Origin of the sequence: Parabacteroides sp. AF14-59 (genome assembly GCF_003479515.1) — a bacterium.
Taxonomy (GTDB): domain Bacteria; phylum Bacteroidota; class Bacteroidia; order Bacteroidales; family Tannerellaceae; genus Parabacteroides; species Parabacteroides faecis.
Genome location: NZ_QUHH01000012.1, coordinates 171,546 through 194,599, shown reverse-complemented (window position 1 = coordinate 194,599; position 23,054 = coordinate 171,546). Strand labels below are relative to the sequence as shown.

21 protein-coding genes and 2 tRNA genes are annotated in these 23,054 nt (G+C 43.2%); 19 read left to right on the top strand and 4 right to left on the bottom strand.

Features of this window, described 5'->3' with window-relative positions; translation table 11 throughout:
- Window positions 1-42 precede the first annotated feature (42 nt).
- From DWW23_RS14560 to DWW23_RS14535, 6 genes are all read left to right on the top strand, one after another.
- Entirely contained in the window at window positions 43-480 is a 438-nt protein-coding gene (locus tag DWW23_RS14560; RefSeq protein WP_122354005.1) for a hypothetical protein, read from the top strand.
- A 533-nt stretch (window positions 481-1,013) separates the two neighbouring features.
- Window positions 1,014-3,224 carry a TonB-dependent siderophore receptor gene (locus DWW23_RS14555; protein ID WP_122354004.1) on the top strand — a complete coding sequence of 737 codons (2,211 nt, stop codon included), beginning with the start codon at window positions 1,014-1,016 and terminating at the stop codon, window positions 3,222-3,224.
- Window positions 3,225-3,260: 36 nt separating this feature from the next.
- Entirely contained in the window at window positions 3,261-3,593 is a 333-nt protein-coding gene (locus tag DWW23_RS14550) for a cation transporter (RefSeq protein ID WP_122354003.1), read from the top strand.
- 188 nt (window positions 3,594-3,781) lie between these two features.
- Window positions 3,782-4,309, top strand: coding sequence for an RNA polymerase sigma factor (locus DWW23_RS14545; RefSeq protein ID WP_122354002.1), 528 nt, complete (start codon window positions 3,782-3,784; stop codon window positions 4,307-4,309).
- A 9-nt stretch (window positions 4,310-4,318) separates the two neighbouring features.
- Entirely contained in the window at window positions 4,319-5,575 is a 1,257-nt protein-coding gene (locus DWW23_RS14540; RefSeq protein WP_122354001.1) for a porin family protein, read from the top strand.
- Between the two features lie 47 nt (window positions 5,576-5,622).
- On the top strand, window positions 5,623-6,390 hold the full coding sequence (locus tag DWW23_RS14535) for a hypothetical protein (protein WP_122354000.1): 768 nt from the start codon (window positions 5,623-5,625) through the stop codon (window positions 6,388-6,390).
- 93 nt (window positions 6,391-6,483) lie between these two features.
- Here DWW23_RS14535 and trxA read toward each other — a convergent pair whose 3' ends face one another.
- Together trxA and DWW23_RS14525 are read right to left on the bottom strand one after the other, a co-directional pair.
- Window positions 6,484-6,783, bottom strand: coding sequence for a thioredoxin (gene trxA, locus DWW23_RS14530; protein ID WP_122353999.1), 300 nt, complete (start codon window positions 6,781-6,783; stop codon window positions 6,484-6,486).
- Window positions 6,784-6,846: 63 nt separating this feature from the next.
- Complete coding sequence (locus DWW23_RS14525) at window positions 6,847-7,458, bottom strand: hypothetical protein (protein ID WP_147382616.1); 612 nt, start codon at window positions 7,456-7,458, stop codon at window positions 6,847-6,849.
- A gap of 286 nt (window positions 7,459-7,744) precedes the next feature.
- On the opposite strand from DWW23_RS14525, the gene DWW23_RS14520 reads away from it, so the two are divergent.
- The gene (locus tag DWW23_RS14520; protein ID WP_122353997.1) at window positions 7,745-8,497 is read left to right on the top strand and encodes a GNAT family N-acetyltransferase; all 753 of its coding nucleotides are present in this window, start codon (window positions 7,745-7,747) and stop codon (window positions 8,495-8,497) included.
- Window positions 8,498-8,638: 141 nt separating this feature from the next.
- On the opposite strand, the gene DWW23_RS14515 is transcribed toward DWW23_RS14520, so the two are convergent.
- Window positions 8,639-8,715, bottom strand: a tRNA-Asp gene (locus DWW23_RS14515).
- 34 nt (window positions 8,716-8,749) lie between these two features.
- Window positions 8,750-8,823: transfer RNA gene (locus DWW23_RS14510), tRNA-Asp, on the bottom strand.
- Window positions 8,824-9,121: 298 nt separating this feature from the next.
- Between DWW23_RS14510 and hisH the strand changes: the two genes are divergently transcribed.
- From hisH to DWW23_RS14450, 12 genes are all read left to right on the top strand, one after another.
- The gene (hisH, locus tag DWW23_RS14505; RefSeq protein WP_122353996.1) at window positions 9,122-9,712 is read left to right on the top strand and encodes an imidazole glycerol phosphate synthase subunit HisH; all 591 of its coding nucleotides are present in this window, start codon (window positions 9,122-9,124) and stop codon (window positions 9,710-9,712) included.
- A 6-nt stretch (window positions 9,713-9,718) separates the two neighbouring features.
- A complete protein-coding gene (gene hisA, locus DWW23_RS14500) occupies window positions 9,719-10,438 on the top strand; it encodes a 1-(5-phosphoribosyl)-5-[(5-phosphoribosylamino)methylideneamino]imidazole-4-carboxamide isomerase (protein WP_122353995.1) in 720 nt (239 codons plus the stop codon).
- A 22-nt stretch (window positions 10,439-10,460) separates the two neighbouring features.
- Window positions 10,461-11,216, top strand: coding sequence for an imidazole glycerol phosphate synthase subunit HisF (gene hisF / locus DWW23_RS14495; RefSeq protein WP_122353994.1), 756 nt, complete (start codon window positions 10,461-10,463; stop codon window positions 11,214-11,216).
- A 13-nt stretch (window positions 11,217-11,229) separates the two neighbouring features.
- A complete protein-coding gene (hisIE, locus tag DWW23_RS14490) occupies window positions 11,230-11,826 on the top strand; it encodes a bifunctional phosphoribosyl-AMP cyclohydrolase/phosphoribosyl-ATP diphosphatase HisIE (RefSeq protein WP_122353993.1) in 597 nt (198 codons plus the stop codon).
- A 6-nt stretch (window positions 11,827-11,832) separates the two neighbouring features.
- Entirely contained in the window at window positions 11,833-12,510 is a 678-nt protein-coding gene (locus DWW23_RS14485) for a cell division ATP-binding protein FtsE (RefSeq protein WP_122353992.1), read from the top strand.
- Window positions 12,511-12,575: 65 nt separating this feature from the next.
- Window positions 12,576-13,892, top strand: coding sequence for an aspartate kinase (locus DWW23_RS14480; RefSeq protein ID WP_122353991.1), 1,317 nt, complete (start codon window positions 12,576-12,578; stop codon window positions 13,890-13,892).
- Between the two features lie 62 nt (window positions 13,893-13,954).
- Window positions 13,955-15,112 (top strand): diaminopimelate decarboxylase, encoded by a 1,158-nt coding sequence (lysA, locus tag DWW23_RS14475; protein WP_122353990.1) that lies wholly within the window; start codon window positions 13,955-13,957, stop codon window positions 15,110-15,112.
- Window positions 15,113-15,264: 152 nt separating this feature from the next.
- Window positions 15,265-16,059, top strand: a complete 795-nt coding sequence (locus DWW23_RS14470) for a hypothetical protein (RefSeq protein ID WP_122353989.1) — start codon at window positions 15,265-15,267, stop codon at window positions 16,057-16,059.
- Window positions 16,060-16,097: 38 nt separating this feature from the next.
- Window positions 16,098-16,664, top strand: a complete 567-nt coding sequence (locus tag DWW23_RS14465; protein WP_122353988.1) for a YIP1 family protein — start codon at window positions 16,098-16,100, stop codon at window positions 16,662-16,664.
- A gap of 13 nt (window positions 16,665-16,677) precedes the next feature.
- Window positions 16,678-17,139 carry an SsrA-binding protein gene (gene smpB / locus DWW23_RS14460; RefSeq protein WP_122353987.1) on the top strand — a complete coding sequence of 154 codons (462 nt, stop codon included), beginning with the start codon at window positions 16,678-16,680 and terminating at the stop codon, window positions 17,137-17,139.
- Window positions 17,140-17,184: 45 nt separating this feature from the next.
- On the top strand, window positions 17,185-20,877 hold the full coding sequence (metH, locus tag DWW23_RS14455; RefSeq protein ID WP_122353986.1) for a methionine synthase: 3,693 nt from the start codon (window positions 17,185-17,187) through the stop codon (window positions 20,875-20,877).
- A gap of 104 nt (window positions 20,878-20,981) precedes the next feature.
- On the top strand, window positions 20,982-23,045 hold the full coding sequence (locus tag DWW23_RS14450; RefSeq protein WP_122353985.1) for an ATP-binding protein: 2,064 nt from the start codon (window positions 20,982-20,984) through the stop codon (window positions 23,043-23,045).
- The last annotated feature ends 9 nt before the right edge of the window (window positions 23,046-23,054 follow it).

Genomic DNA, 23,054 nt, shown 5'->3' with positions numbered 1-23,054 from the left:
ACGATTAGGAGCGAATATGTGAAAGCACTATCTTTGTGCTGAATGAAAAAGACTGTTACATATCTGTTTATCGTTTTTCTGGCGTCTCTTATTTTCTATGGAGGTGCCGGAGTGAACTTTGTGACGTATTGTTGCAATGATTGCCGTACGGAAGGTGTAGCCGTTTTATTAAATGATAATTGTTGTGAAGTGCACGGTCATGGTTGCTGTGACACAACTACAGAAGAGACATCCTGCTCCTCCGGTTGTTGCGAAGACGACTGTTGTGATCTGGAACGGATCAGTTTTGATTGGAGCAATTTTAATAATCCCATAGTAGAACTACAACCGGTAATGATCGACTTATTGTCGTTCGGTTCATCTCTGACCTCATTGGTACCGGTTCCTTCCATAAAAGAATATATCTCGCAGGATCAGGACGGACCACCTATTGTCTGTCCCCGCATTTATTTGAATTTACTTACTTCTCTGTTGATTTAGTAGCTCAATATTAGAAAAAGGTGAAACCTTTTTCAGTTGACAGTTGACAGTTGACAGTTGACAAGTGACAGTTGACAGTTAGGCTTCGCAATCGAATATATAAAACGGGAGTCTATCCGTCAATCGGCTATCTGTTATCAATAAGGCATGCTTAGTTACAGGTTCATTTGCCGTCAGTTTTAACTGACGGATTACAAGTTGTTTCTCTTTTTGGCTTTAGCCACATTTCTTTTAGCATGGAGAGTGTGTTTAAAATGTGACTAAAGTCCAAAGAAATAGATCATTTACTAATCCGTCAGTTAAAACTGACGGCAAATGAAGCTGTAATAGCGAAATATCTTTGATAAGGGGATAGCTCAAACTGATAATCTTTGAAACATTCAATTCAGATAATTATTGAAACATTCAAATCTGATAATAACTGTCAACTGTCACTTGTCAACTGTCAACTACAGAAATGAAACATTTCTGTAATAATAGAAACCCCAAATTCCGGTTTTACAGGAATATCTACTGAATCAAAATATAAAGTAATGTTGAAACAACTCTATCTTATTATAATACTGATTTTCTTCGCCATTACAGCCCAGGCGAAAGAAGTAAAAGGGCATGTGTTTGATGATAATGACCAGCCGATAATCGGAGCGAATGTCTATTGGGAAGGAACCCAGCAAGGGACAACAACCGATGTAGACGGTGCTTTCAAACTGAAAACTAGGGAAGGAGCGAATAAACTGGTCGTAAGTTATATCGGTTATGAGACTTTTGTCTTACCGGTTACGAATGTAGACGAGCCATTGAAGATAAAACTGAAAGGTGAAGTCGCTCTGGAGGAAGTCGTGATCAGTGAACGTAAAATAGGAACGATCGCTTCACGAACCAGTGTGTTGCAGACACAGAAGATCACTTATGATGAACTCTGCCGTGCCGCCTGTTGTAACCTGGCGGAAAGTTTCGAGACAAACCCTTCTGTCGATGTCTCCTATGCGGATGCAGCTACCGGAGCGCGACAAATCAAACTGTTGGGGTTGGCTGGAACCTATGTGCAGATGCTGACGGAAAATTATCCGAATTTCCGTGGTGCAGCTTCTTTATACGGACTGGACTATGTACCCGGTGCCTGGATGGAGAGTATTCAGGTGTCTAAAGGAACCTCTTCCGTTAAGAATGGCTATGAAGCACTGGCTGGCCAGATCAATGTGGAATTTAAGAAACCGCCGACGGCAGATATCTTTTCCGTAAATCTGTTCGGTAGTGATGCCGGACGTTATGAAGGAAATGCAGATGCTTCCTGGCATATCAATGACAAGGTTTCGACCGGCTTGCTGGTTCATTATTCCAATGATAAGAAGCAGCATGACGGTAACGATGACGGTTTTCTGGATACTCCTTTGAGGGAACAGGTCAACCTGATGAACCGTTGGTATCATAAACTGGATAAATATGTCGCCCAGTATGGAGTCCGTTATCTGCATGAAAGCCGTACCGGGGGGCAAGCCACCAAACATCATGATTTTGCCGATCCGTACAAGGTTCATCTGAATACGAACCGGGCGGAACTCTATACGAAGCAGGCCTATATTATCGATAATGAAAAAGTAGAAAGCGTGGCATTGATCCTTTCCGGTTCTTACCACGAACAGAAGTCCATGTATGACCGTACCCCTTACAATGTGTATCAGAACAATGTTTATGCAAGTTTGCTTTACGAAAAGGAATTTTCTCCGGCGCATAGTCTGAGCACCGGTCTAAGCATGAATTATGACGGCTTCAATGAAAACCTGTTGCAGAATGATGTGCGTAATGTCTTTGACCGGACGGAGGTGGTGCCGGGCGCTTATCTGCAATATACTTACAACCTGAACGATAAATTAATTCTGTTGGGAGGTATCAGGGCAGATTACAGTTCTTTATATGATTTCTTTGTTACGCCGCGCGTACATATTAAATATAATCCGTTTGACTGGTTTCATGTCCGTGTTTCTGCCGGTAAAGGTTTCCGAACTGCAAATATTCTTGCAGAAAATAACTTCCTGCTGTCGAGTAGCCGTAAAATGAATATCGCAGATAATCTGGATCAGGAAGAGGCCTGGAATACAGGTGTAAACCTGGCTTTCTATATCCCGTTGTTCGGAAAGGAACTGACATTGAACGGAGAATGGTATTATACTAATTTCCTGAAACAGGTCGTAGTCGATATGGATAGCGATCCTCATGCCGTTAGTTTTTATAATCTGGATGGGAAATCTTATTCAAATAGTTTTCAGGTGGAAGCGACTTATCCCTTCTTCCGTGGATTTACATTGACGGCCGCTTACCGTTATACGGATGCAAAAACCGATTACCGGAATGCTGCGGGAGTAACACAACGTCTGAAGAAACCGTTGGTCAGCGATTATAAGGGGCTGCTGACTGCTTCTTATCAAACTCCCTTGAAGAAATGGCAGTTCGACCTGACCGGCCAGTTCAATGGAGGAGGCCGGATGCCTGCCCCGGATGCAACAAATCCGTTGTGGAAATCCGACTTTAATGCTTATACTGTTGTGAATGCGCAGATAACGAAGTATTTTCGCAGATGGTCGGTCTATATAGGTGCGGAGAACCTGTTCGATTATAAACAATCTCATCCTATCATAGATGCCGAAAATCCACGGGGAGATAATTTTGACGGTTCAATGGTCTGGGGGCCGGTTCACGGACGAAAAATATATGCCGGTCTGCGTTTTAACATCAGCCGCGATTAAATGACGATCATATTCACCAATTAATACAGATACATTATGAAACAGTTTGTAGTAGCATTGATTTGTGCCGTATTTACTTTTTCTACGGCGTATGCACAGGATGCAAAAAAGAAAAAAGACACCGTGACTTTCTTCGTTGAAGGAATGGAGTGTGCCAATTGTCAGAAAAAAGTAGAAAAGAATATCTCATTCGAAAAAGGAGTGACCGATATGAAGTGTGATCTTAAAACCCGCACGGTAGAGGTTACTTACAAGACGGATAAGACATCGAAAACGAAATTAGCTTCAGCCTTTAAAAAGATTGGTATGGAAGCCGTGCCGGTGGATGATGGTGCCGGTTGTCCGGTCAGTCCTGCGAAAAAAAATTAAGCAGTCTATATCCGTTAACACGAAAATTCGTTAGAACATCTTATCTTTGCAAAGCATACCTGTATGGGGCGGATCTATGTGTCCGCCTCTTTTATGAAAAAAAAGTTCATAAAACATGCAGCGTTTTGTACGAGAATAACATCATAATAGTTGTATGGCCTCGTAAGAGGTGAGAAGGCACACACTGAATGGATGAGACACAACTGATAAATGGTTGTAGGAAGGGGGACAGGCTGGCTCAGAAAGAGCTTTACGAGAGGTATTCCCGCAAAATGATGGGAGTTTGTCTGCGTTATGTGAACGACAGGGAGACTGCCCGCGATTTGTTGCAGGATGGATTCGTAAAAGTTTTTACCAGTATGGACTCTTTCTCGGGTATAGGTTCATTCGAAGGGTGGATGCGTAAGATCTTTGTCAATTGTGCATTGGAACATTTGCGTAAATCGGATGTGTTGCGCGAATCGACCGATCTGGATAACACGGCTGAATTGATACAGCCGGATAGTTCGGTCATATCGGATATGTCGGCGGCGGAGCTGATGAGGTTGGTACAGGAGTTACCGGCTGGTTTCCGTACCGTATTCAACCTGTTCGCAATAGAAGGATATTCGCATAAGGAGATCAGTGATATGTTGAATATAACGGAAAGTACGTCACGTTCACAGTTTACGCGCGCCAAACAGATGTTGCAAAAGAGGATTAACGCTTTGTATTGAAAGGAAAAAATGGAAAAGGAAAGAGATACAATTGATGATTTGTTCCGCTCGAAATTACAAGATTTTGAGGTGGATACAATGCCGGGCGACTGGGAGGCGATAGCCGATCGTTTGCCGGGTAAAGCGCCGGTACCTTTCCGCCGGACCCTGCGCTATTGGGCTGCAGCAGCGGTTATATCGCTGTTAATGATAACGAGTAGCGTTTATTTATTCATATCAGAGAAGGAGGCAACTCCGATTGCTGCAAAGATCGAACAGGAAACAAAGAAAATAGAAACAGAGCTGGCAAAGGAAACAGAACCATCTGTTACTCAGATACAGCCTGTAGAAGAACAAATTACAGCTACACCGGTTGCCAGGGTGCAACGGCCGGTGAAGCATGAAACATATAAGGCGACTGTAACAGTTGCCGATACTGAACCTGCCGTTATTTCTTCAGATGATGACATGGAGGAGAATGCAGAAGTAATAATACATTCGGATGATACCGCTGTGGTTGAAACAGAGGATGTTGTACAGGATCATCCGAAAGTAGGTTCTGCTGATGAACCCCGTTCGTTGATAGCAGATGCTGCTCCGGTCGGCAAAAAAGAGAAGAATGTTTCTACTCGTCGTTGGGGATTCGGTATGGGAGGCGGTAGTGTTACTGCCGGGACAAGCAATTCGTTGAATACGTATGCTTTGAAGAATACATCGCTGACAGATCAGGAATTGTTATTCCTGAACGCGGCTAATTTTGAGAGTTCGTTGCCGAGGACCAATGTAAAGCATAAGACACCGGTTTCTGTGGGGATGTCGATAAGTTATTCTTTGAATAATCGTTTTGCTTTAGTGACCGGTTTGAATTATTCTTTATTGTCTTCTTCCTGGGAAACAACAGCTTCGTATCATAATAAAACGAGTCAGAAGCTTCATTTTATAGGCATTCCGTTGTCTTTGTCATATAAAATAGCGGAATGGAATCGTTTCCAGGTATATGCTGCAGCAGGAATTATGACAGAAGTGAATGTAGCAGGTAAATTGGTTACGAACAAATATATGCATAAAGAATTATACGGTAAAGAATCCGAACATATTCGTATGAAGGAATGGTTGTGGTCTGTTAATGCCCGTGCCGGTGTTAGTTACCCATTACTTCGTTTTTTAAGTCTCTATGCTGAAGTGGGAGCGAATTATTACTTCGATAACGGAAGTACCATTGAAACAGTTCGTTCTGAAAAACCATTTAATGTAAATCTGCAAGCCGGTTTCCGGTTCGGTTTTTAATCTGATAAGAAACAAATACTAATAACATAAAAATAAAAAAACGGAAAATGAAGAAGCTTAAATCTTTAGGAGCGGTTGCTGTGGCAACTGTGTTGTTGACCTCTTGTTTGGATGGTAATAATGAGAGTAGTTTAAATGGCATTGGAGTTATTGATTATTCGGATGATTTTAGGACTGTAGCTTATATAGATGATTATACGCCTGTATATTCTCCGGTATTTAAAGATTTGAAAACTGGTGATTGTATTTATTTTACTAGCACTTATAGTTCGGATGATCCTGCAAATAATGGCTCGAACAAATATGTGACAGTAACTAATGCTGTAGTCACAAACAAAATAGATAATGATGGATATTTCAATAGTCAGCTGGATACGGCTAACATTAAACCCGGTGAAATAACTGCTTTGAATGCCGGTCTTTTGTATGCGACTCAATATTCGTATACTCTTAAAAATTATTTATTTGTAGGTTCCAGTCATGAAAAAGTCCCAGCAGATCAGGATAATACATATTTTTTGGAATATGATTATAGTCAAGAACCCCAGACTGTAGATGGGAAACGTGTTTATGACTTCTTTTTGCGTATTGTGAAGAATGCTGATGGTAAAGGTGTTGTTGGTACTAATCCTTTTAATTATGCATTTGATACACATGGTTATTTCAAAACTTTACAGTCAAAAGAAACTGCGGCCGGAAATGAAACGTTGAATATCCGAATTAACTATATCAAAGAGTTTAATAAAGATACGACAGCTGCAACATGGGCTAAGTCTCAGATTTATCAAACCCAGATATTGAAGGAAACTAATTAAGACAATATAATATCTACAATAAAAAAGGAATTCAGTAATGAGTTCCTTTTTTATTGGTACTAACCAATGAAATACTTTTCGGGAATATAAGTTTTAGTCTGTAAACTTCTTGATTTGCTCTATAAGAGCACTTTTCTCCATTACTCCGGATGTTCGCCATACGACTTCTCCTCTTTTGAAAATGATTAATGTCGGAACTGACTGGATCCGGTATAAGTTCGCAACAGCCTCATTTTTATCGACATCAATTTTCAGGACGCGTGCCTGACCGATCAGTTCCTTACCTACAGCTTCGACTGTCGGACTCATAACTTTACACGGACCGCACCAAGTGGCAAAGAAATCTACCAATACAGGTCGATCTCCGTTTATGATATCTTTGAAAGTTTCCATATTGCTTTTTATTTATTATAACAATTGGAATGTAACGCTTGTTCATAGGACAGATGAAGCCGGTTATTTAATTTCATTAATAACAGTTTGGCTGTTTTCAAAAACGATAAATACACCTTCCCATTTGCCTTCTTTTTCATAGCTATCAATACCTTCTTTCTCAACAAAACGAATTCGATATGTCGCTTTTATTTTTTTCATCGTAAAAGTTGAGCTGTTTCGTAACTCACATGAGGGAGCTAACGATATCGTTTCTGTAGTTGTTCTGTTTGGTGGAAGAAGTGTTTTTTCATTTTTGAAAGGTGCTTTTCTACCTCCAACGAAATATTTGTATTCAGAAGATAACAATTCGAATACATCAGGAAAAGCGATCGTTATCTCTTCTTCCGGCAAATAAGGCAATATATTTTCGTCAATGAAAAATTGAGAAGATTCTTCTACTTTTTCAGACGAATTAATAACAATCTCTTTTGTTGTATTCCCTGTATTACGGAAAACCTGTTCAGGTGTTTTTATTTCAAAAAGATCTTCTCCGTCACCTTCCTGCAAAGCCCACATGATAGAACTAAATTCATATTGTTTTTCTTCGATTAGTTCTTCATCATTGTCTTTGCCGCATGATATCAGTGAGAAAAATGATACAAGTAAGAATAGGACTCCAATTTTATTTTTCATGACATTATAAAATTTGTTTATACAAATATAAATGATAATTCTGGGTGTTGTGATTTTTGCTTTAATGTAAATAGGCATTTAAGGTTATTTAAACAGTAATGGATGAGATCTTTTGAAAAACAATGCTAAAGTCGGGGTGATGTCGATTTGAAATGATCTATGGGAAATTGATAAAATAGAGATTATCCATATTAATTCATTACATTTGTCTTTCATAATCTGTTAACAATAAACGACGTGATTACGGCTTATTGATTGCTAATATCTAATTTGAAGTGAAATACACATGGATACTGATTTTATAAACTTAACAACAGAAAATCTTGCCGATGAGCATTTATGTTGCATTATCCGCTCTAAAAAGCTCCATCCTGGTGTCGAGGCAAAGCGGCAATGGCTTTCTGACCGGCTGAATGAAGGTCATGTCTTTAGAAAGTTGAATGCAAAGGCAACCGTTTTTATAGAGTATGCCCCTTTGGAAACGGCCTGGGTCCCCATTACTGGTGATAACTATTATTATCTCTATTGTTTATGGACGCTGGGAAGTTACAAAGGGAAAGGTTATGGGAGATCGCTGATGGAGTATTGCATTGCCGATGCCAGGGAAAAGGGTAAATCAGGTATTTGTATGCTCGGGGCGAAAAAACAAAAATCCTGGCTTTCCGACCAGTCATTTGCGAAGAAGTTCGGTTTTGAGGTGGTCGATACTACCGATAATGGATATGAATTGCTGGCACTTTCTTTTGACGGAACCATACCGAAGTTTGCGCAAAATGCGAAAAAGCTGGAAATCGAAAGCAAAGAACTGACAATTTATTATGATATGCAGTGCCCTTATATCGATCAAAAAATTGAGATTGTCAGACAGCATTGTGAAATGAATGATGTTCCAGTATCTTTCATTCAAGTGGATACGCTGCAAAAAGCCAAGGAGCTACCTTGTGTATTCAATAACTGGGCCGTATTTTATAAAGGACACTTTGAGACAGTGAATTTATTACAGGATGTTGCCAGTTTAATGAGAATACTCAAAAAGTAAAAATGTAATTCCTGCTTTTTCCTGTTTATGATAATAATACCAGTGCTGATCTACTGGTTTTGCGTGTTTGAAAATAGCATTATAAAAAAGGGAATAAAAAAAAGGTTATGAAATTTAATAACTTCATAACCTTTCTTGTTTTGGCGGTCCGGACGGGACTCGAACCCGCGACCCCATGCGTGACAGGCATGTATTCTAACCAGCTGAACTACCGAACCAAAACAAATAAGAAAAATAATAATTAAAAAGAAGCGGTCCGGACGGGACTCGAACCCGCGACCCCATGCGTGACAGGCATGTATTCTAACCAGCTGAACTACCGAACCTCTTTTTATTATCAATCTCTCTCGATTGCGGTGCAAAGGTAAGTATTAATTTCAATTCTGCAATACTTCGTGCAAAGAAAATATGCGTTTTTTTTAATCATGGCTGATATGCAGGAGATTAAGAAATGAAATTTTTTTTGCCTATTTCGGATGTACCGGAGTTCTTTGTCGGGCAATTTAAAACAGGTTTGTCACATTTCTACACTGTTTCGCAACTTTTCATAAACCAAAGGGGAATATGTTATGATAATTTGTTACTTTTGCAACTCAATATAAAAAAAGAAAACGGAGAAAGAAAATGGACGTCGCCATTATTAAGTATAATGCCGGAAATATCTACTCAGTGAGTTACGCCTTGAAAAGATTAGGGGTAAGTCCAGTGATTACAGCCGACCCGGAACTATTAAATAAAGCAGATAAGGTAATTTTCCCGGGTGTAGGGGAAGCACAAACTACCATGGACTATCTGAAAGAACATAAAATGGATGCTGTTATTAAGGATCTGAAACAGCCCGTACTGGGTATTTGTCTGGGTATGCAATTAATGTGTCGTCATTCTGAAGAAGGAGATGCAGAGTGCCTGGGGATTTTTGATGCGGAAGTAAAGAAGTTTATTCCACACCGTCATGAGGATAAAGTACCTCACATGGGGTGGAATACGATCACTCAAGTTAAAGACGGTTTATTTACCGCACAATTGGAGAATAAATTTGTTTACTTCGTACATAGTTATTATGTACCCGTAAATGAATATACGGCTGCAACCACTAATTATATTCAACCGTTCAGTGCTTCGCTGCATAAGGACAATTTCTATGCAACGCAGTTCCATCCGGAGAAAAGCGGTTCAGTCGGTGAAGTCATTCTGAGGAACTTTCTAAAATTGTAAGATAATATGATCGAGCTTATCCCTGCTATAGATTTGATAGATGGCAAATGTGTCCGCCTTACGCAAGGCGACTATGATACGAAGAAAGTGTATAATGAAGATCCGCTGGAAGTAGCAAAGATGTTCGAAGCACATGGTATCCGTCGTTTACATGTGGTTGACCTCGATGGCGCCCGTCAGGGCAGGATCATCAACTATCGTGTGTTGGAAAGACTGGCAACGCGTACTTCTTTGGTGATCGACTTCGGTGGAGGATTGAAGCAGGAGGACGATCTGGAAATCGCATTCGAAAGCGGTGCCCGGATGGTGACAGGAGGAAGTATTGCCGTTAAGAATCCGGAGGTTTTTACTTCCTGGATCACGAAGTTCGGAAGCGAAAAGATTATATTGGGAGCTGATGCGAAAGATAATAAAATTGCCATCAGCGGGTGGGAAGAGACTACAGATAAAGAACTGATCCCTTTTATCCAGGGATATTACGGCAAGGGGATCACGAAGGTGATCTGTACGGATATCAGCCGGGATGGAATGTTGCAGGGACCGGCTATCGGATTGTATAAGGAAATACGGGAAGCAATCCCTTTTATATATATCATAGCCAGCGGCGGTGTCAGTTCGATTGAAGATATAGAAAAACTGGCTGAAGCGGGAATACCGGCGGTAATTTTCGGCAAGGCCATTTACGAAGGGAAGATCGATTTAAAGGATCTGCTTCGTTTTACCTGAAATTTGGAGGAGAGATCAACGTATGCTAGCCAAGAGAATAGTGCCCTGTCTGGATATCAAAGATGGAAAAACAGTAAAAGGAATTAATTTTGTGAACTTCCGCGACGCAGGAGATCCTGTCGAGTTGGGGGCACAATATAGCCGGGAGGGAGCCGACGAGCTTGTCTACCTGGATATAACCGCTTCGCATGAAGGACGTAAGACCTTCACCGAACTGGTCAAAAAAGTAGCAGCTAATATCAGTATCCCTTTTACGGTGGGAGGTGGTATTAACGAATTAAAAGACGTAGACCGTCTGTTGAGTGCCGGTGCAGATAAAGTATCGGTCAATTCGGCAGCACTACGCAACCCTTCGCTGATCGAAGAGATTGCGAAGAATTTCGGAAGCCAGGTTTGTGTAGTCGCTATCGATGCGAATTACGAGGACGGGGACTGGATTTGCTATCTGAACGGGGGACGTATCCCGACAGAAAAGCATCTTTTCCAGTGGGCAGCCGAAGCCGAAAACCTCGGAGCCGGAGAGATCCTGTTCACCAGTATGACCCACGACGGGGTAAAGGATGGATATGCCAATGATGCCTTGTCGACATTAGCCGACAACCTGCATATCCCGGTTATTGCATCGGGTGGTGCCGGAAAGATGGAGCATTTTCGCGATACCTTTGCCCGGGGAAAGGCCGATGCCGCACTGGCAGCCAGTGTGTTCCATTTCGGTGAAATAGGCATAGCCGACCTGAAGCTGTATTTGAATAAGGAAGGAATCAATGTAAGAATATAATTACAAGAATAAGATGAAATTAGATTTTGAAAAAATGGGCGGACTTATCCCGGCAATCGTTCAGGATAACAATACCAACAAAGTATTGATGCTGGGTTTTATGAATGAAGAAGCCTATGAAGAAACAAGGGAAACCGGTAAGGTTACATTCTTCAGCCGTACGAAGAACCGTTTGTGGATGAAAGGGGAAACCAGCGGCAACACCCTGCAGGTGGTGAGTATGATGGTGGATTGCGATAACGACACGATCCTTATCAAGGCAGTTCCGGCTGGTCCGGTTTGCCATACAGGTGCTGATACTTGTTTCGGTGAAAAGAATGTGGAAGATATCATGTTCCTGAAATATCTGCAGGACTTTATCGAACAGCGCCGTCAGGAAATGCCTGAAGGTTCCTATACCACTTCCCTGTTTTTGAAAGGGGTGAACCGTATGGCTCAGAAAGTGGGTGAAGAAGCTGTTGAAACCGTGATCGAGGCAACTAACGGAACAGAAGAAGGCTTTATTTATGAAGCATCCGACCTGATCTATCATCTGATCGTATTATTGACCAGCAAAGGTCTCCGTCTGGAAGATCTGGCACGTGAATTAAAGAAAAGACATAAAGGATAAATTGCTATGGAAGATACAACACTGCTCAGACTGGATGGCGTAGAGATCTGCCGCGACGAAAATGTCATACTACACAATGCTTCTTTTAGCTTGCGTAGCGGAGAGTTTGTGTACGTCATTGGAAAAGTAGGCTCCGGAAAGAGCAGTCTGTTGAAATCCTTGTATTGCGAAATTCCGATCAGTCAGGGCGAAGCCTGGCTGATGGATTACAATCTCTGTAAGATGAAGCGGAAGGACATCCCTTATCTTCGCCGGAAGCTGGGGATTGTTTTTCAGGATTTTCAGCTGCTTACCGACCGTTCGGTGATTAAAAACCTGGAGTTCGTCCTGCGGGCAACCGGGTGGAAGAAAAAGAGCGAGATAAAGGAACGCATCGAAGAGGTGCTTCACCAGGTAGGCATGCAGACCAAAGGATATAAAATGCCGCACGAACTGTCGGGTGGCGAACAACAGCGTATCGTCATAGCAAGAGCACTCCTGAATGACCCTGAACTTATATTGGCCGATGAGCCTACCGGTAATCTGGACCCGGAAACAAGCGGGCAGATCGTACAGCTTCTGCATGATATTTGCCAGAAGGGTACAGCCGTGATAATGACCACACATAACTATACACTGGTACATAATTATCCGGCCCGTATAGTTAAATGTGAGAATGCATGCCTCGGTGATGTCGGAGAATGATTTTTTATGTAACTTTGCACACGCAAAATAGCAAGGAACAAACAATTTAATTATAGGAAAAGAAAATGAAAATTTTAAAGTTTGGCGGTACTTCTGTGGGATCTGCACAGAGAATGAAAGATGTAGCAAAATTGATTTGCTCAGGCGACCGTAATATTGTCGTATTGTCTGCCATGTCAGGTACAACCAACTCGTTGGTTGAAATATCCGACTACCTGTACAAGAAAAATCCGGATGGTGCAAACGAAATCATCAATAAGCTTGCACAGAAATATTACGGACATATCGAAGAACTGTACAGTACCGACGAATATAAACAGAAAGCCAAAGAACTTGTAAAATCTCATTTCGATTATATCCGTACTTTTACGAAAGACCTGTTCACTTTGTTTGAAGAAAAGGTTGTATTGGCTCAGGGAGAATTGATCTCTACCGGGATGATGAACCTATATCTGAATGAAACAGGTGTGAAATCCGTCCTGCTTCCTGCGCTGGAATATATGCGTACGGACAAGAATGCAGAACCGGATCCTGTTTATATTAAGGAACGTCTGGTTAAATTACTGAACGAGCATAAAGATGCTGAATTATATATCACCCAGGGATATATCTGCCGTAATGCCTACGGTGAGGTGGATAACCTGCAGCGTGGTGGCAGCGACTATAGCGCATCTCTGATCGGTGCAGCCCTGAATGCGGATGAAATCCAGATATGGACGGATATCGACGGCATGCACAACAACGATCCGCGTATCGTAGATAAAACGTCGCCGGTTCGTAACCTGCATTTCGAAGAAGCGGCAGAGCTGGCTTACTTCGGTGCGAAGATCCTGCATCCGACCTGTATCCTGCCTGCCAAGCTGAACAATATCCCGGTTCGCCTGCTGAATACCATGCAGCCTGAAGCTCCGGGTACATTGATCTCTAACGAAACGGAAAAAGGAAAGATCAAAGCTGTTGCAGCAAAAGATAATATCATCTCTATTAAGATAAAGAGCGGTCGTATGTTGCTGGCTACCGGTTTCCTGCGCAAGGTATTCGAAATCTTCGAAAACTACCAGACGCCGATCGACATGGTTACAACTTCCGAAGTAGGTGTATCGGTAACGATCGACAACCGCAAGCATCTGGAAGAAATCGTAGACGACCTGAAGAAATACGGTACGGTTACTGTCGATCAGGATATGGTAATCGTTTGTGTTGTGGGCGACCTGGAATGGGATAACGTCGGCTTCGAAGCACGCATCGTTCATGCGATGAAGGATGTGCCGGTACGTATGATCTCCTACGGAGGCAGCAACTATAACGTATCGCTGCTGATCAAGTCGGCAGACAAGAAGAAGGCGCTGCAGGCGTTAAGCGATCATTTATTTAACAACTAAGTAATATGAGGGCAGCCTATTCGAGACTGCCCTTTTTTTTAATTTATATATAATAAAATAATATGCTCAAAGGAACATTCCCGATAGACAAACTGAAGGCACTTCCTACGCCTTTTTATTATTATGATGTAAAGTTATTGCAGGATACATTGGATATGGTGAAGAACGAGGCCGGTAAATACGGTTATCATGCGCACTATGCCGTCAAGGCGAATGCCAATCCGCGTATCCTTTCTATTATAGCAGCGAACGGGTTGGGAGCCGATTGTGTGAGTGGCGGTGAAGTACAGGCTGCTCTGAATGCCGGATTCCCTGCCGGTAAGATTGTTTTTGCAGGTGTAGGTAAAGCCGATTGGGAAATCAACCTGGGGCTGGATAACGATATTTTCTGTTTTAATGTGGAATCGGCTGTCGAGCTGGATATCATTGACGAGCTGGCTGCTGCTAAAAACAAAGTAGCTTCGGTGGCCCTTCGTATCAATCCGGAGGTAGATGCCCATACCCATGCAAAGATCACGACCGGAATGAAAGAAAACAAGTTCGGTATCAACCTGAGTCAGTTGGGAGAGGTGCTGGACAATCTGGCGAAGCTGAAACATGTGAAACTAATCGGTATCCATTGCCATATCGGTTCGCAGATCACGGATATGTCGGCATTCCGTAACCTGGTTATCCGGGTGAACGAAATACAGGAAGAGTTGGAGGCACGTGGCGTCCGGATCGAAAATCTGAATTTTGGCGGCGGTTTGGGTATCGATTATTATCACCCGAATCATTTGCCTATCCCGGCATTCGATAATTACTTTGCAGTATTCAATAAATTGCTGAAAGTTCGCCCCGGTCAACAGGTTCATTTCGAACCGGGCCGTTCGGTTGTCGCCCAATGCGGAACACTGATCTCCAAGGTGCTGTATGTTAAAGTCGGTGAAACGAAGAAGTTTGCGATCCTGGATGCCGGTTTTACCGAATTGATCCGTCCGGCAATGTACGATGCTTATCACCGGATCGAGAATATATCCAGTGACGAAGAGGTTGAATTGTATGATGTAGTTGGTCCGATCTGTGAGTCGTCCGACGTGTTCGGCAAAGACGTCGAGTTGAACAAAGCACATCGTGGCGACCTGATCGCATTGCGTTCAGCCGGTGCTTACGGAGAGGTGATGGCATCCCAGTATAACTGCCGCCAGCTTCCGAAAGCCTATTATTCCGATACGATTTAATTGTTAATTAATAATATAACGAAAGCCGGGTTTCTTTGTTTTTGCAAAGGTTCCCGGTTTTCTTGTTTGTAGTGTTTCCTTTTTTACTACCTTTGTACGATCCCGTCATGTGGGGTGTGGTAAAACTTGAATGTTTATAAAGATTGAAAGTGATGAAAAATAAAGAGTTATATAGCATACTCATTGTTTGCTTGATGATGTTGTCCTCTTGTCTGGGAGATACGAATACACGGATTACTGTAGGTGAGCAGGAGGCTGTCTATCAGGTACGTCCGACTAAAGGTTTTTATGTTAAAGACGGCCGTTTCCTATATGACTCTAATCTGAGTGTGAGCGGTGATGGCGGCGATTGTTTCCTGATAGAATATTCATTCGATTCATCGGCTCCTGAATTGCAAGGATCGGACAGTTTGTCTATCGAACTGATCGGTAATCCTATAAGTGTTCCTTTATGGCCTTTGGACAGTCAATGGACGGATACGACAAAAGTATTGAAAAACGAAGTTTTGACGGAATCATTGCTGAAACGGAATGCCTATATCAGAGGACGTTTGTTCTTATGGTCCAATCATACGGAAACAGAATCTCAGCAGGATAGTTTCATGATGAGTTATGATCCTGAAAAGATGTATACAGCAGAGAACGGCAAGCGTATTTATAATCTTTATCTTAGAGCAATAAAAAAAGTAACAGAGAAAGAAGAAGGATCTGAAGGAGAGGAAGGTACTGAACCGACAGAAGAAGAAAAGACTGTAAAAGTATTGATTACAAATGCTTTCAATATCGAAGAGTTCTATAACAAAGCGAAGGCGTTTGAAGAGGAGAATGGAGAAAAAGAAGTTGCTATAGCTATAAATTATGCATCTGCCTACAATAAAGATACGACAGCATGTTTATGGAGCGTGACGGATACGATAAAGATTTCATTCAACGGAAGAACTGAATAAGGGGAAGATAAGGGGGTATTAAATAGAAAAACAGAGAGATGTATAAGGAGATAATTAAATGGGTTATAGCCATTATATCCCAACCGGGGAAGGCCTGGGATATGTTGTCGAGGAAAGAAGAGAAGGGCGACGAGTTCTTGTCGCGATTCATATATCCGTTAATCGGGCTGGTTACAGTAGCTGCTTTTCTGGGTGTATTGTTTACGCGAAAGGAGTTTGATGTTGAATTGGCTTTGAAATCGTCTATCAAAACGTTGGTAGCCTCTTTCGGAGGATTCTATCTTGCTGCCTACTTCCTGAACGAACTCTGGCAGGGATTCTTTAAGAGAGAGAAAGACCTGAAACTTTGTCAACGTTTCGTAGGTTATTCATCCTCATTGATGTTCGCATTGAATATCGTACTGATGCTGTTGCCGGAGTTTTTCTTCCTGCGTATCTTTATACTTTATACTTTTTATATTGTATGGGAAGGAGCCGGACCTTACATGCAGGTGGAAGAAAATGAACGCCTGAAATTTGCCGGTATAACGACCGTTATTATTTTACTGACTCCGGCTGTGATTGAATTTGTTTTGTTCATGTTGATGCCAGGGTTACGTTTTTGACAGTTAGAAAAAGATGAAAGAAAAGATTAGTAACAACATTCAGATAAAGAATAAGCGGGCAACCTTCGATTATGAATTGCTCGACACTTTTACTACCGGGATCGTGCTGACCGGGACGGAGATCAAATCTATCCGTCTGGGCAAAGCCAGCCTGGTCGATACGTTTTGTATCATGGAAAAAGGTGAGTTGTGGGTTAAGAACATGTATATCGCCGAGTATTTTTATGGTACTTACAACAATCATGTCGCACGCCGCGACCGTAAATTGCTGCTTACCAAAAAGGAATTGCGAAAGATTGACAGTGCAGCCCGTAACAGCGGCTTTACCATTATCCCGACCCGTATGTTCATCAACGAGAAAGGATTGGCAAAAGTGGTCGTTGCCATCGCCAAAGGTAAGAAGGAATATGATAAACGCGATTCTATCAAGGCCCGTGACGATAAGCGGGAGATGGACAGAGCTTTTAAACGGTAAGAGATACTCCTGCCGTTTCTTTTTTCAAAAAGAAAAAACATATCTATGAATAAAGAATTATTTATACGGTCCCTGCAGGAACGTATCCTGATTTTGGATGGTGGTATGGGTACCATGATCCAGGGATTCAAGCTGAATGAACAGGATTACAGAGGCGACCGTTTCGCCGATTTTCCCGGACAACTGAAAGGAAACAACGACCTGTTGTGTATAACCCGTCCGGACGTCATCAAGTCTATCCACCGCCAGTATCTGGATGCCGGAGCAGATATTTTTGCAACAAATACATTTAATGCGAACGCTATTTCGATGGAAGATTACGCCATGCAGGAGTATGTGCGTGAAATTAACCTGGCAGCAGGAATGTTGGGACGCGAAGTCGCCGATGAGTTCATGGCGGAGCATCCGGACCGCACCATCTTTGTAGCCGGTTCTGTCGGACCGACCAATAAGACGGCCTCCATGAGCCCCGACGTGAGCAATCCCGCTTATCGCGCCGTTACTTATAAAGATGTATATAAGGCATATAAAGAGCAGGTGGAAGCTCTGGTCGACGGAGGTGTGGATATTATTCTTTTTGAAACGACTTTCGATACCCTGAACGTAAAAGCCGGATTGGAAGCAGCCGAAACTGTTTTGAAAGAAAAAGGCAAGGATTTACCTATCATGTTGTCTCTGACACTTTCAGCTCAGGGAGGACGGACGCTTTCCGGCCAGACTTTAGGAGCCTGTCTGGCTTCGGTTCAACACATTAACCTGGTAAGTATCGGTTTGAACTGTTCTTTCGGGGCGGCGGATATGAAACCTTTCCTTGCCGAACTAGCCAAACATGCTCCCTATTATATAAGTGCTTATCCGAATGCGGGATTACCCAATACTTTCGGAACTTATGACGAGACACCGGAAAAGATGGCCGGTCATGTCAAACCATTTATCGAAGAAGGTCTGGTAAATATACTGGGAGGTTGTTGTGGTACGACTCCCGCCCATATCGCCCAGTATCCGGCGTTGATAAAAGGAGCGAAGCCGCATATCCCTGCTCAGAAACCGGATTGCCTGTGGCTGTCCGGCCTCGAATTGCTGGAAGTAAAGAAAGAGAATAACTTTATCAATATAGGCGAACGTTGTAACGTCGCCGGTTCCCGTAAATTCCTCCGCCTGATCAAAGAGGGAAGTTACGAGGAAGCACTTACGATTGCCCGTAAACAGGTAGAAGACGGAGCACAGGTGATCGACATCAATATGGATGACGGGATGTTGGATGCTGTCAAGGAAATGACGACCTTCCTGAACCTGGTCGCTTCCGAACCGGATATAGCCCGTGTGCCTGTCATGATCGACTCTTCCAAATGGGAGGTGATCGAAGAAGGTCTGATGTGTGTGCAGGGAAAAAGTATTGTCAATTCGATCTCATTGAAAGAAGGTGAAGAAGCGTTCCTGGCCCATGCCGCCCGTATCAAACAACTGGGGGCTGCTGTCGTCGTGATGGCTTTCGATGAGAAAGGACAGGCCGATACGTTTGAACGAAAGGCGGAAGTCTGCGGACGTGCCTACCGTTTGCTTCGGGAGAAAATCGATTTCGATCCGAATGGTATTATTTTCGACCCGAACGTACTGGCAATCGCAACCGGTATGGAAGAACATAACGGATATGGTCTGGACTTTATCCGTGCCGTCGAATGGATCAAACAGAATCTGCCGGGAGCAAAAGTGAGCGGAGGTATCAGTAACCTCTCTTTCTCATTCCGCGGAAATAATTATGTACGTGAGGCAATGCACTCCGTATTCCTGTACCACGCCATCAGCAAAGGACTGGATATGGGTATCGTGAATCCTTCCTCTGCCGTATTATATGACGATATCGAGCCGGAGTTCCGGAATCTGCTGGAAGATGTTATTCTGGCACGCCGTCCGGAAGCAGCCGAAGAACTGATCACATATGCCCAGAACCTGCATGTGGAGAAGCAGGGTGGTCCTGAAGAAAAGCATGAAGCCTGGCGGGAGCAACCGCTGAAAGAACGGTTGGAGTATGCGTTGATAAAGGGTATCGGCGACCATCTGGAAGAAGACCTCCAGGAGGCGTTGAAAGAATATCCGCGTGCCGTGAATATTATCGACGGTCCGCTGATGGGCGGCATGAATAAGGTAGGCGAACTGTTTGGTGCCGGTAAAATGTTTTTACCGCAGGTCGTAAAGACGGCCCGTACCATGAAAAAGGCAGTCGCTATCCTGCAACCGGCCATTGAAGCCGATAAGACGGCATCCGGCTCGGCTAAAGCCGGAAAGGTTGTCTTTGCGACCGTGAAAGGTGACGTGCATGATATCGGTAAAAATATCGTCTCGATCGTTCTGGCCTGCAACAACTACGAAGTGATCGACCTGGGTGTGATGGTTCCTGCCGAGGTGATCGTGAAGACAGCGATCGACGAGCAGCCCGATCTGGTCTGCCTGTCAGGATTGATCACTCCTTCTTTGGAGGAGATGGTACATGTGACGGACGAAATGCAGAAAGCCGGACTGACCATACCTGTGATGGTTGGCGGTGCTACAACCTCTAAATTGCATACTGCTATAAAGATAGCTCCCCATTATGATTATCCGGTAATCCATGTACTCGATGCCTCGCAGAATCCGCTGATCGCGGCTAAGTTGCTGAACCCGAAAACCCGTGATAGTTATATCGAGGAACTCAATAAAGAATATGAGGTCTTGCGTGCTTCTATGGAAAAAAGGAAAGAGGTACTGGTTTCATTGAGCGAAGCCCGTGCCAATCCTCCGAAAATAGACTGGTCGGCCTATACTCCGGTTGTTCCTGATCGGATGGGGGTACATGTACTTCCTTATATTCCGTTGGAAGAAATCATACCTTATATAAACTGGATTTTCTTCTTTAGTGCCTGGAAACTGAGCGGCCGCTTTGCTTCCATAACGAAGATACACGGATGTGACGGATGTCGTGCTGCGTGGTTGGCTGATTTTTCGGAAGATGAACGTCCGAAGGCTGCCGAGGCCATGCAGTTATACAAGGATGCCGTTAAACTGCTGGATCGTCTGGTCGATATGAAAGTGGAATACTGCAAGGCCATTTACGGATTTTTCCCGGCTAACAGCGATGGGGATAATATCCGGGTAGGAGACCTTGTGATCCCTGTGTTGCGTCAACAGGCAAAAAAGGAAGAGGGTGTTTATAAATCGCTAGCCGACTACATCATACCGGCTTCGGAAGACCGTACGGATTATGTCGGAGCCTTTGTCGTGACAGCCGGTGTAGGTGCCGAATCTTTGAAGAACCAGTTTGAAGAAGAAGGCGATACCTATAATTCGATGCTGCTTCAAACCTTGACAGACCGTCTGGCGGAAGCACTTGCCGAATATCTCCATGAAAAGGTCCGCAAAGAATACTGGGGTTATGCTCCGGACGAGTCTTTATCCATCCCGGATCTGTATAAAGTGAAATATCAGGGAATCCGTCCGGCGGTAGGTTACCCGTCGCTGCCCGACCAGTTACTGAATTACACCTTGGACAAGCTGCTGGATATGTCGCAGATCGGTGTGAAACTGACGGAAAACGGTGCTATGTATCCGACGGCAACGGTAAGCGGTATTTATATAGCTCACCCTGATTCTCAGTATTTTATGATTGGTTCGATCGATGAAGAGCAAATGAAGGATTATGCGGCCCGTCGTAACTTGTCGGAAGCGGAAGCGAAGAAGTTATTGAACAAGAATTTTGCCTGAATAACTGAAAGTATATAATAATCTTATATATATTGAAATAATAGTTTTGAAGTAAAAAAGGTTGATAGAAAAGAACTATTTTTGGCTTCGATTGTAACGCATTTATGGGAAATATATATATAAGACTAGTATTAGTTGTAGCGGGGATCTTCCTGGGGCTTGTGCGCAGTCAGGCAGAAACGGTGGCAGATTCCCAATATGTTTCTGTTCGCGACAGCCTTTTGTCCTTACTGAATGAAACTTCAGATACAGGGATTAAACTGGAAGCCTTGACTAAATTGGCCCGGCTGAACTGGAATACATCGGAAGGCTGTGAAAATCTGAAGCAAATGGCTTCCATTGCCGGGGAGACTGATTCGATCAAAGAGTATTATTGGGCAGCCATGCAGTTGGGACGTTACTATTGTAACAAAAGAAAGCTGGATAGCCTGCAGCTTTGGGCGCATCTGGTCGATTCCGTTGCTACTGCACGTCAGGAGGTCCCGGATGCTGTATTTGAGTTTCTGAACTGTTACTGCCGTTATTATCTGATAGGGGAGAATTATGAACTGGCGATGAATGAAGCCGTGCGACTTCAGCTTTTATCGGAAGAAACGGGTAACCAGAAAGGACTTATTTCCAGTAATGAATACATGGGATTGATCTATCTGTTGATCGGACGTGACAGCGATGCTGTCGTGGCTTTCGAGAAAGGAATCGATTTACTGAAACAGAAAGGCGATTCACCGGATTATCAGCTTCAGATCATTCCCTATTTATTGATATCTTATCAACGGTTGGGTAAATTAGAACAGTTGAATGAAACGCTCGATTATGCAATAGCCCTGCTGAAGGATATGGAAAAGCAGGACTCTCTCCGTTGGATGAATTATCCTTTCAAAAGTAAATACTGTGTGCTGTACGCAAATTACCTGAATCTGTATGTCGCCAGAAACGACATGGACCGTGCCCGCGAAGCATTGGATAAAGCTGCCTATTATTTTGTTGAAAATTGTGGTAATGATGTGGAGTCTGTTTATTTTCTGGCACGTGCCCGTTATTATTTCCATATAAAAGAGTATCCGAAGGCGCTTGAAGAGATCGACCGCACGCTGGAAACGGATTATTCGGTGGAGGTCTTGAAATTGAAAATCGAAATACAGGAAGCGACCGGAATGAGAGATGCTGCGTTGAAGACCCATGACGAGTTGCTGACATTTATGGAACAGAGCATTATCTCGGCATATACGCGACAGATCAGCCAACTTCGTTCCATCCACGATCTGAATGAAAAGAATATACAGAAGAAAGAACTGGAATACCAGAAAAAGAGTCTGGAACACAAGCAGGATCAGTTAAAAGTATTGGTGATCTTATTATTGGTCCTGGTCTTTTTGCTGTATTTGCTGTTTTGCTATGCCTACCGTACGTCCCGTTTGAAGAATGTACTCCAAAAAGAACGTGAGGCACTGATCGAAACCACCAGGAAACTACGTGTAGCCAAGGAAGAGGCAGAAGAATCGAGCCGGATGAAAGCCGCTTTTGTAGCCAATATCAGCCATGAGATACGGACACCGTTGAATGCCATAGTCGGTTTTTCCGGATTACTGGAAGACGCAGACGAAGAGGAACGGAAAGAGTTTATCCATATCATTAATAACAGTTCCGATCTGCTGCTCAACCTGGTGAGTGACGTACTCGATCTGTCACGGCTCGACTCGACTAATTTTAAACTGACCCTTGCTGATTGTAATATATATGATTGTTGCCGGAAGGTGCAGGAAAGCATACAGCCCAGGATACAATCGGGCGTAGACCTGACCCTGACATTTTCGGATAAAGACTTCGTTATGAAGACGGACGGTTTACGGGTGCAGCAATTGCTGCTGAACTTACTTAGCAATGCGGCTAAGTTTACGGAACAGGGGGAAATAAATCTGGATTATAGAGTAGATCGGGAAGGAAAACGGGTTGTCTTTTCTGTTACGGATACGGGATCCGGCATTCCTCCGGAAAAGCAGGAAAGTATTTTCAACCGGTTTGAAAAGATCGATGAATTCAAGCAGGGTACCGGTTTAGGGTTACCGATCTGCCGTGTGATTGCCGATCGTCTGAACGGAACCCTTACCCTCGATGCTACTTATACCCGGGGAGCACGTTTTATATTTGTGCATCCCTTTGTCGAATAACTGCTATTT

Coding starts and splice junctions, on each gene's coding strand:
- hisA (WP_122353995.1), top strand. CDS start 9,719: ATGATCGAGCTTATCCCTGCTATAGATTTGATAGATGGCAAATGTGTC.
- metH (WP_122353986.1), top strand. CDS start 17,185: ATGAATAAAGAATTATTTATACGGTCCCTGCAGGAACGTATCCTGATT.
- DWW23_RS14450 (WP_122353985.1), top strand. CDS start 20,982: ATGGGAAATATATATATAAGACTAGTATTAGTTGTAGCGGGGATCTTC.
- DWW23_RS14485 (WP_122353992.1), top strand. CDS start 11,833: ATGGAAGATACAACACTGCTCAGACTGGATGGCGTAGAGATCTGCCGC.
- DWW23_RS14545 (WP_122354002.1), top strand. CDS start 3,782: ATGGATGAGACACAACTGATAAATGGTTGTAGGAAGGGGGACAGGCTG.
- DWW23_RS14560 (WP_122354005.1), top strand. CDS start 43: ATGAAAAAGACTGTTACATATCTGTTTATCGTTTTTCTGGCGTCTCTT.
- DWW23_RS14555 (WP_122354004.1), top strand. CDS start 1,014: ATGTTGAAACAACTCTATCTTATTATAATACTGATTTTCTTCGCCATT.
- smpB (WP_122353987.1), top strand. CDS start 16,678: ATGAAAGAAAAGATTAGTAACAACATTCAGATAAAGAATAAGCGGGCA.
- hisH (WP_122353996.1), top strand. CDS start 9,122: ATGGACGTCGCCATTATTAAGTATAATGCCGGAAATATCTACTCAGTG.
- trxA (WP_122353999.1), bottom strand. CDS start 6,783: ATGGAAACTTTCAAAGATATCATAAACGGAGATCGACCTGTATTGGTA.
- DWW23_RS14525 (WP_147382616.1), bottom strand. CDS start 7,458: ATGAAAAATAAAATTGGAGTCCTATTCTTACTTGTATCATTTTTCTCA.
- hisF (WP_122353994.1), top strand. CDS start 10,461: ATGCTAGCCAAGAGAATAGTGCCCTGTCTGGATATCAAAGATGGAAAA.
- lysA (WP_122353990.1), top strand. CDS start 13,955: ATGCTCAAAGGAACATTCCCGATAGACAAACTGAAGGCACTTCCTACG.
- DWW23_RS14480 (WP_122353991.1), top strand. CDS start 12,576: ATGAAAATTTTAAAGTTTGGCGGTACTTCTGTGGGATCTGCACAGAGA.
- DWW23_RS14520 (WP_122353997.1), top strand. CDS start 7,745: ATGGATACTGATTTTATAAACTTAACAACAGAAAATCTTGCCGATGAG.
- hisIE (WP_122353993.1), top strand. CDS start 11,230: ATGAAATTAGATTTTGAAAAAATGGGCGGACTTATCCCGGCAATCGTT.
- DWW23_RS14535 (WP_122354000.1), top strand. CDS start 5,623: ATGAAGAAGCTTAAATCTTTAGGAGCGGTTGCTGTGGCAACTGTGTTG.
- DWW23_RS14470 (WP_122353989.1), top strand. CDS start 15,265: ATGAAAAATAAAGAGTTATATAGCATACTCATTGTTTGCTTGATGATG.
- DWW23_RS14465 (WP_122353988.1), top strand. CDS start 16,098: ATGTATAAGGAGATAATTAAATGGGTTATAGCCATTATATCCCAACCG.
- DWW23_RS14540 (WP_122354001.1), top strand. CDS start 4,319: ATGGAAAAGGAAAGAGATACAATTGATGATTTGTTCCGCTCGAAATTA.
- DWW23_RS14550 (WP_122354003.1), top strand. CDS start 3,261: ATGAAACAGTTTGTAGTAGCATTGATTTGTGCCGTATTTACTTTTTCT.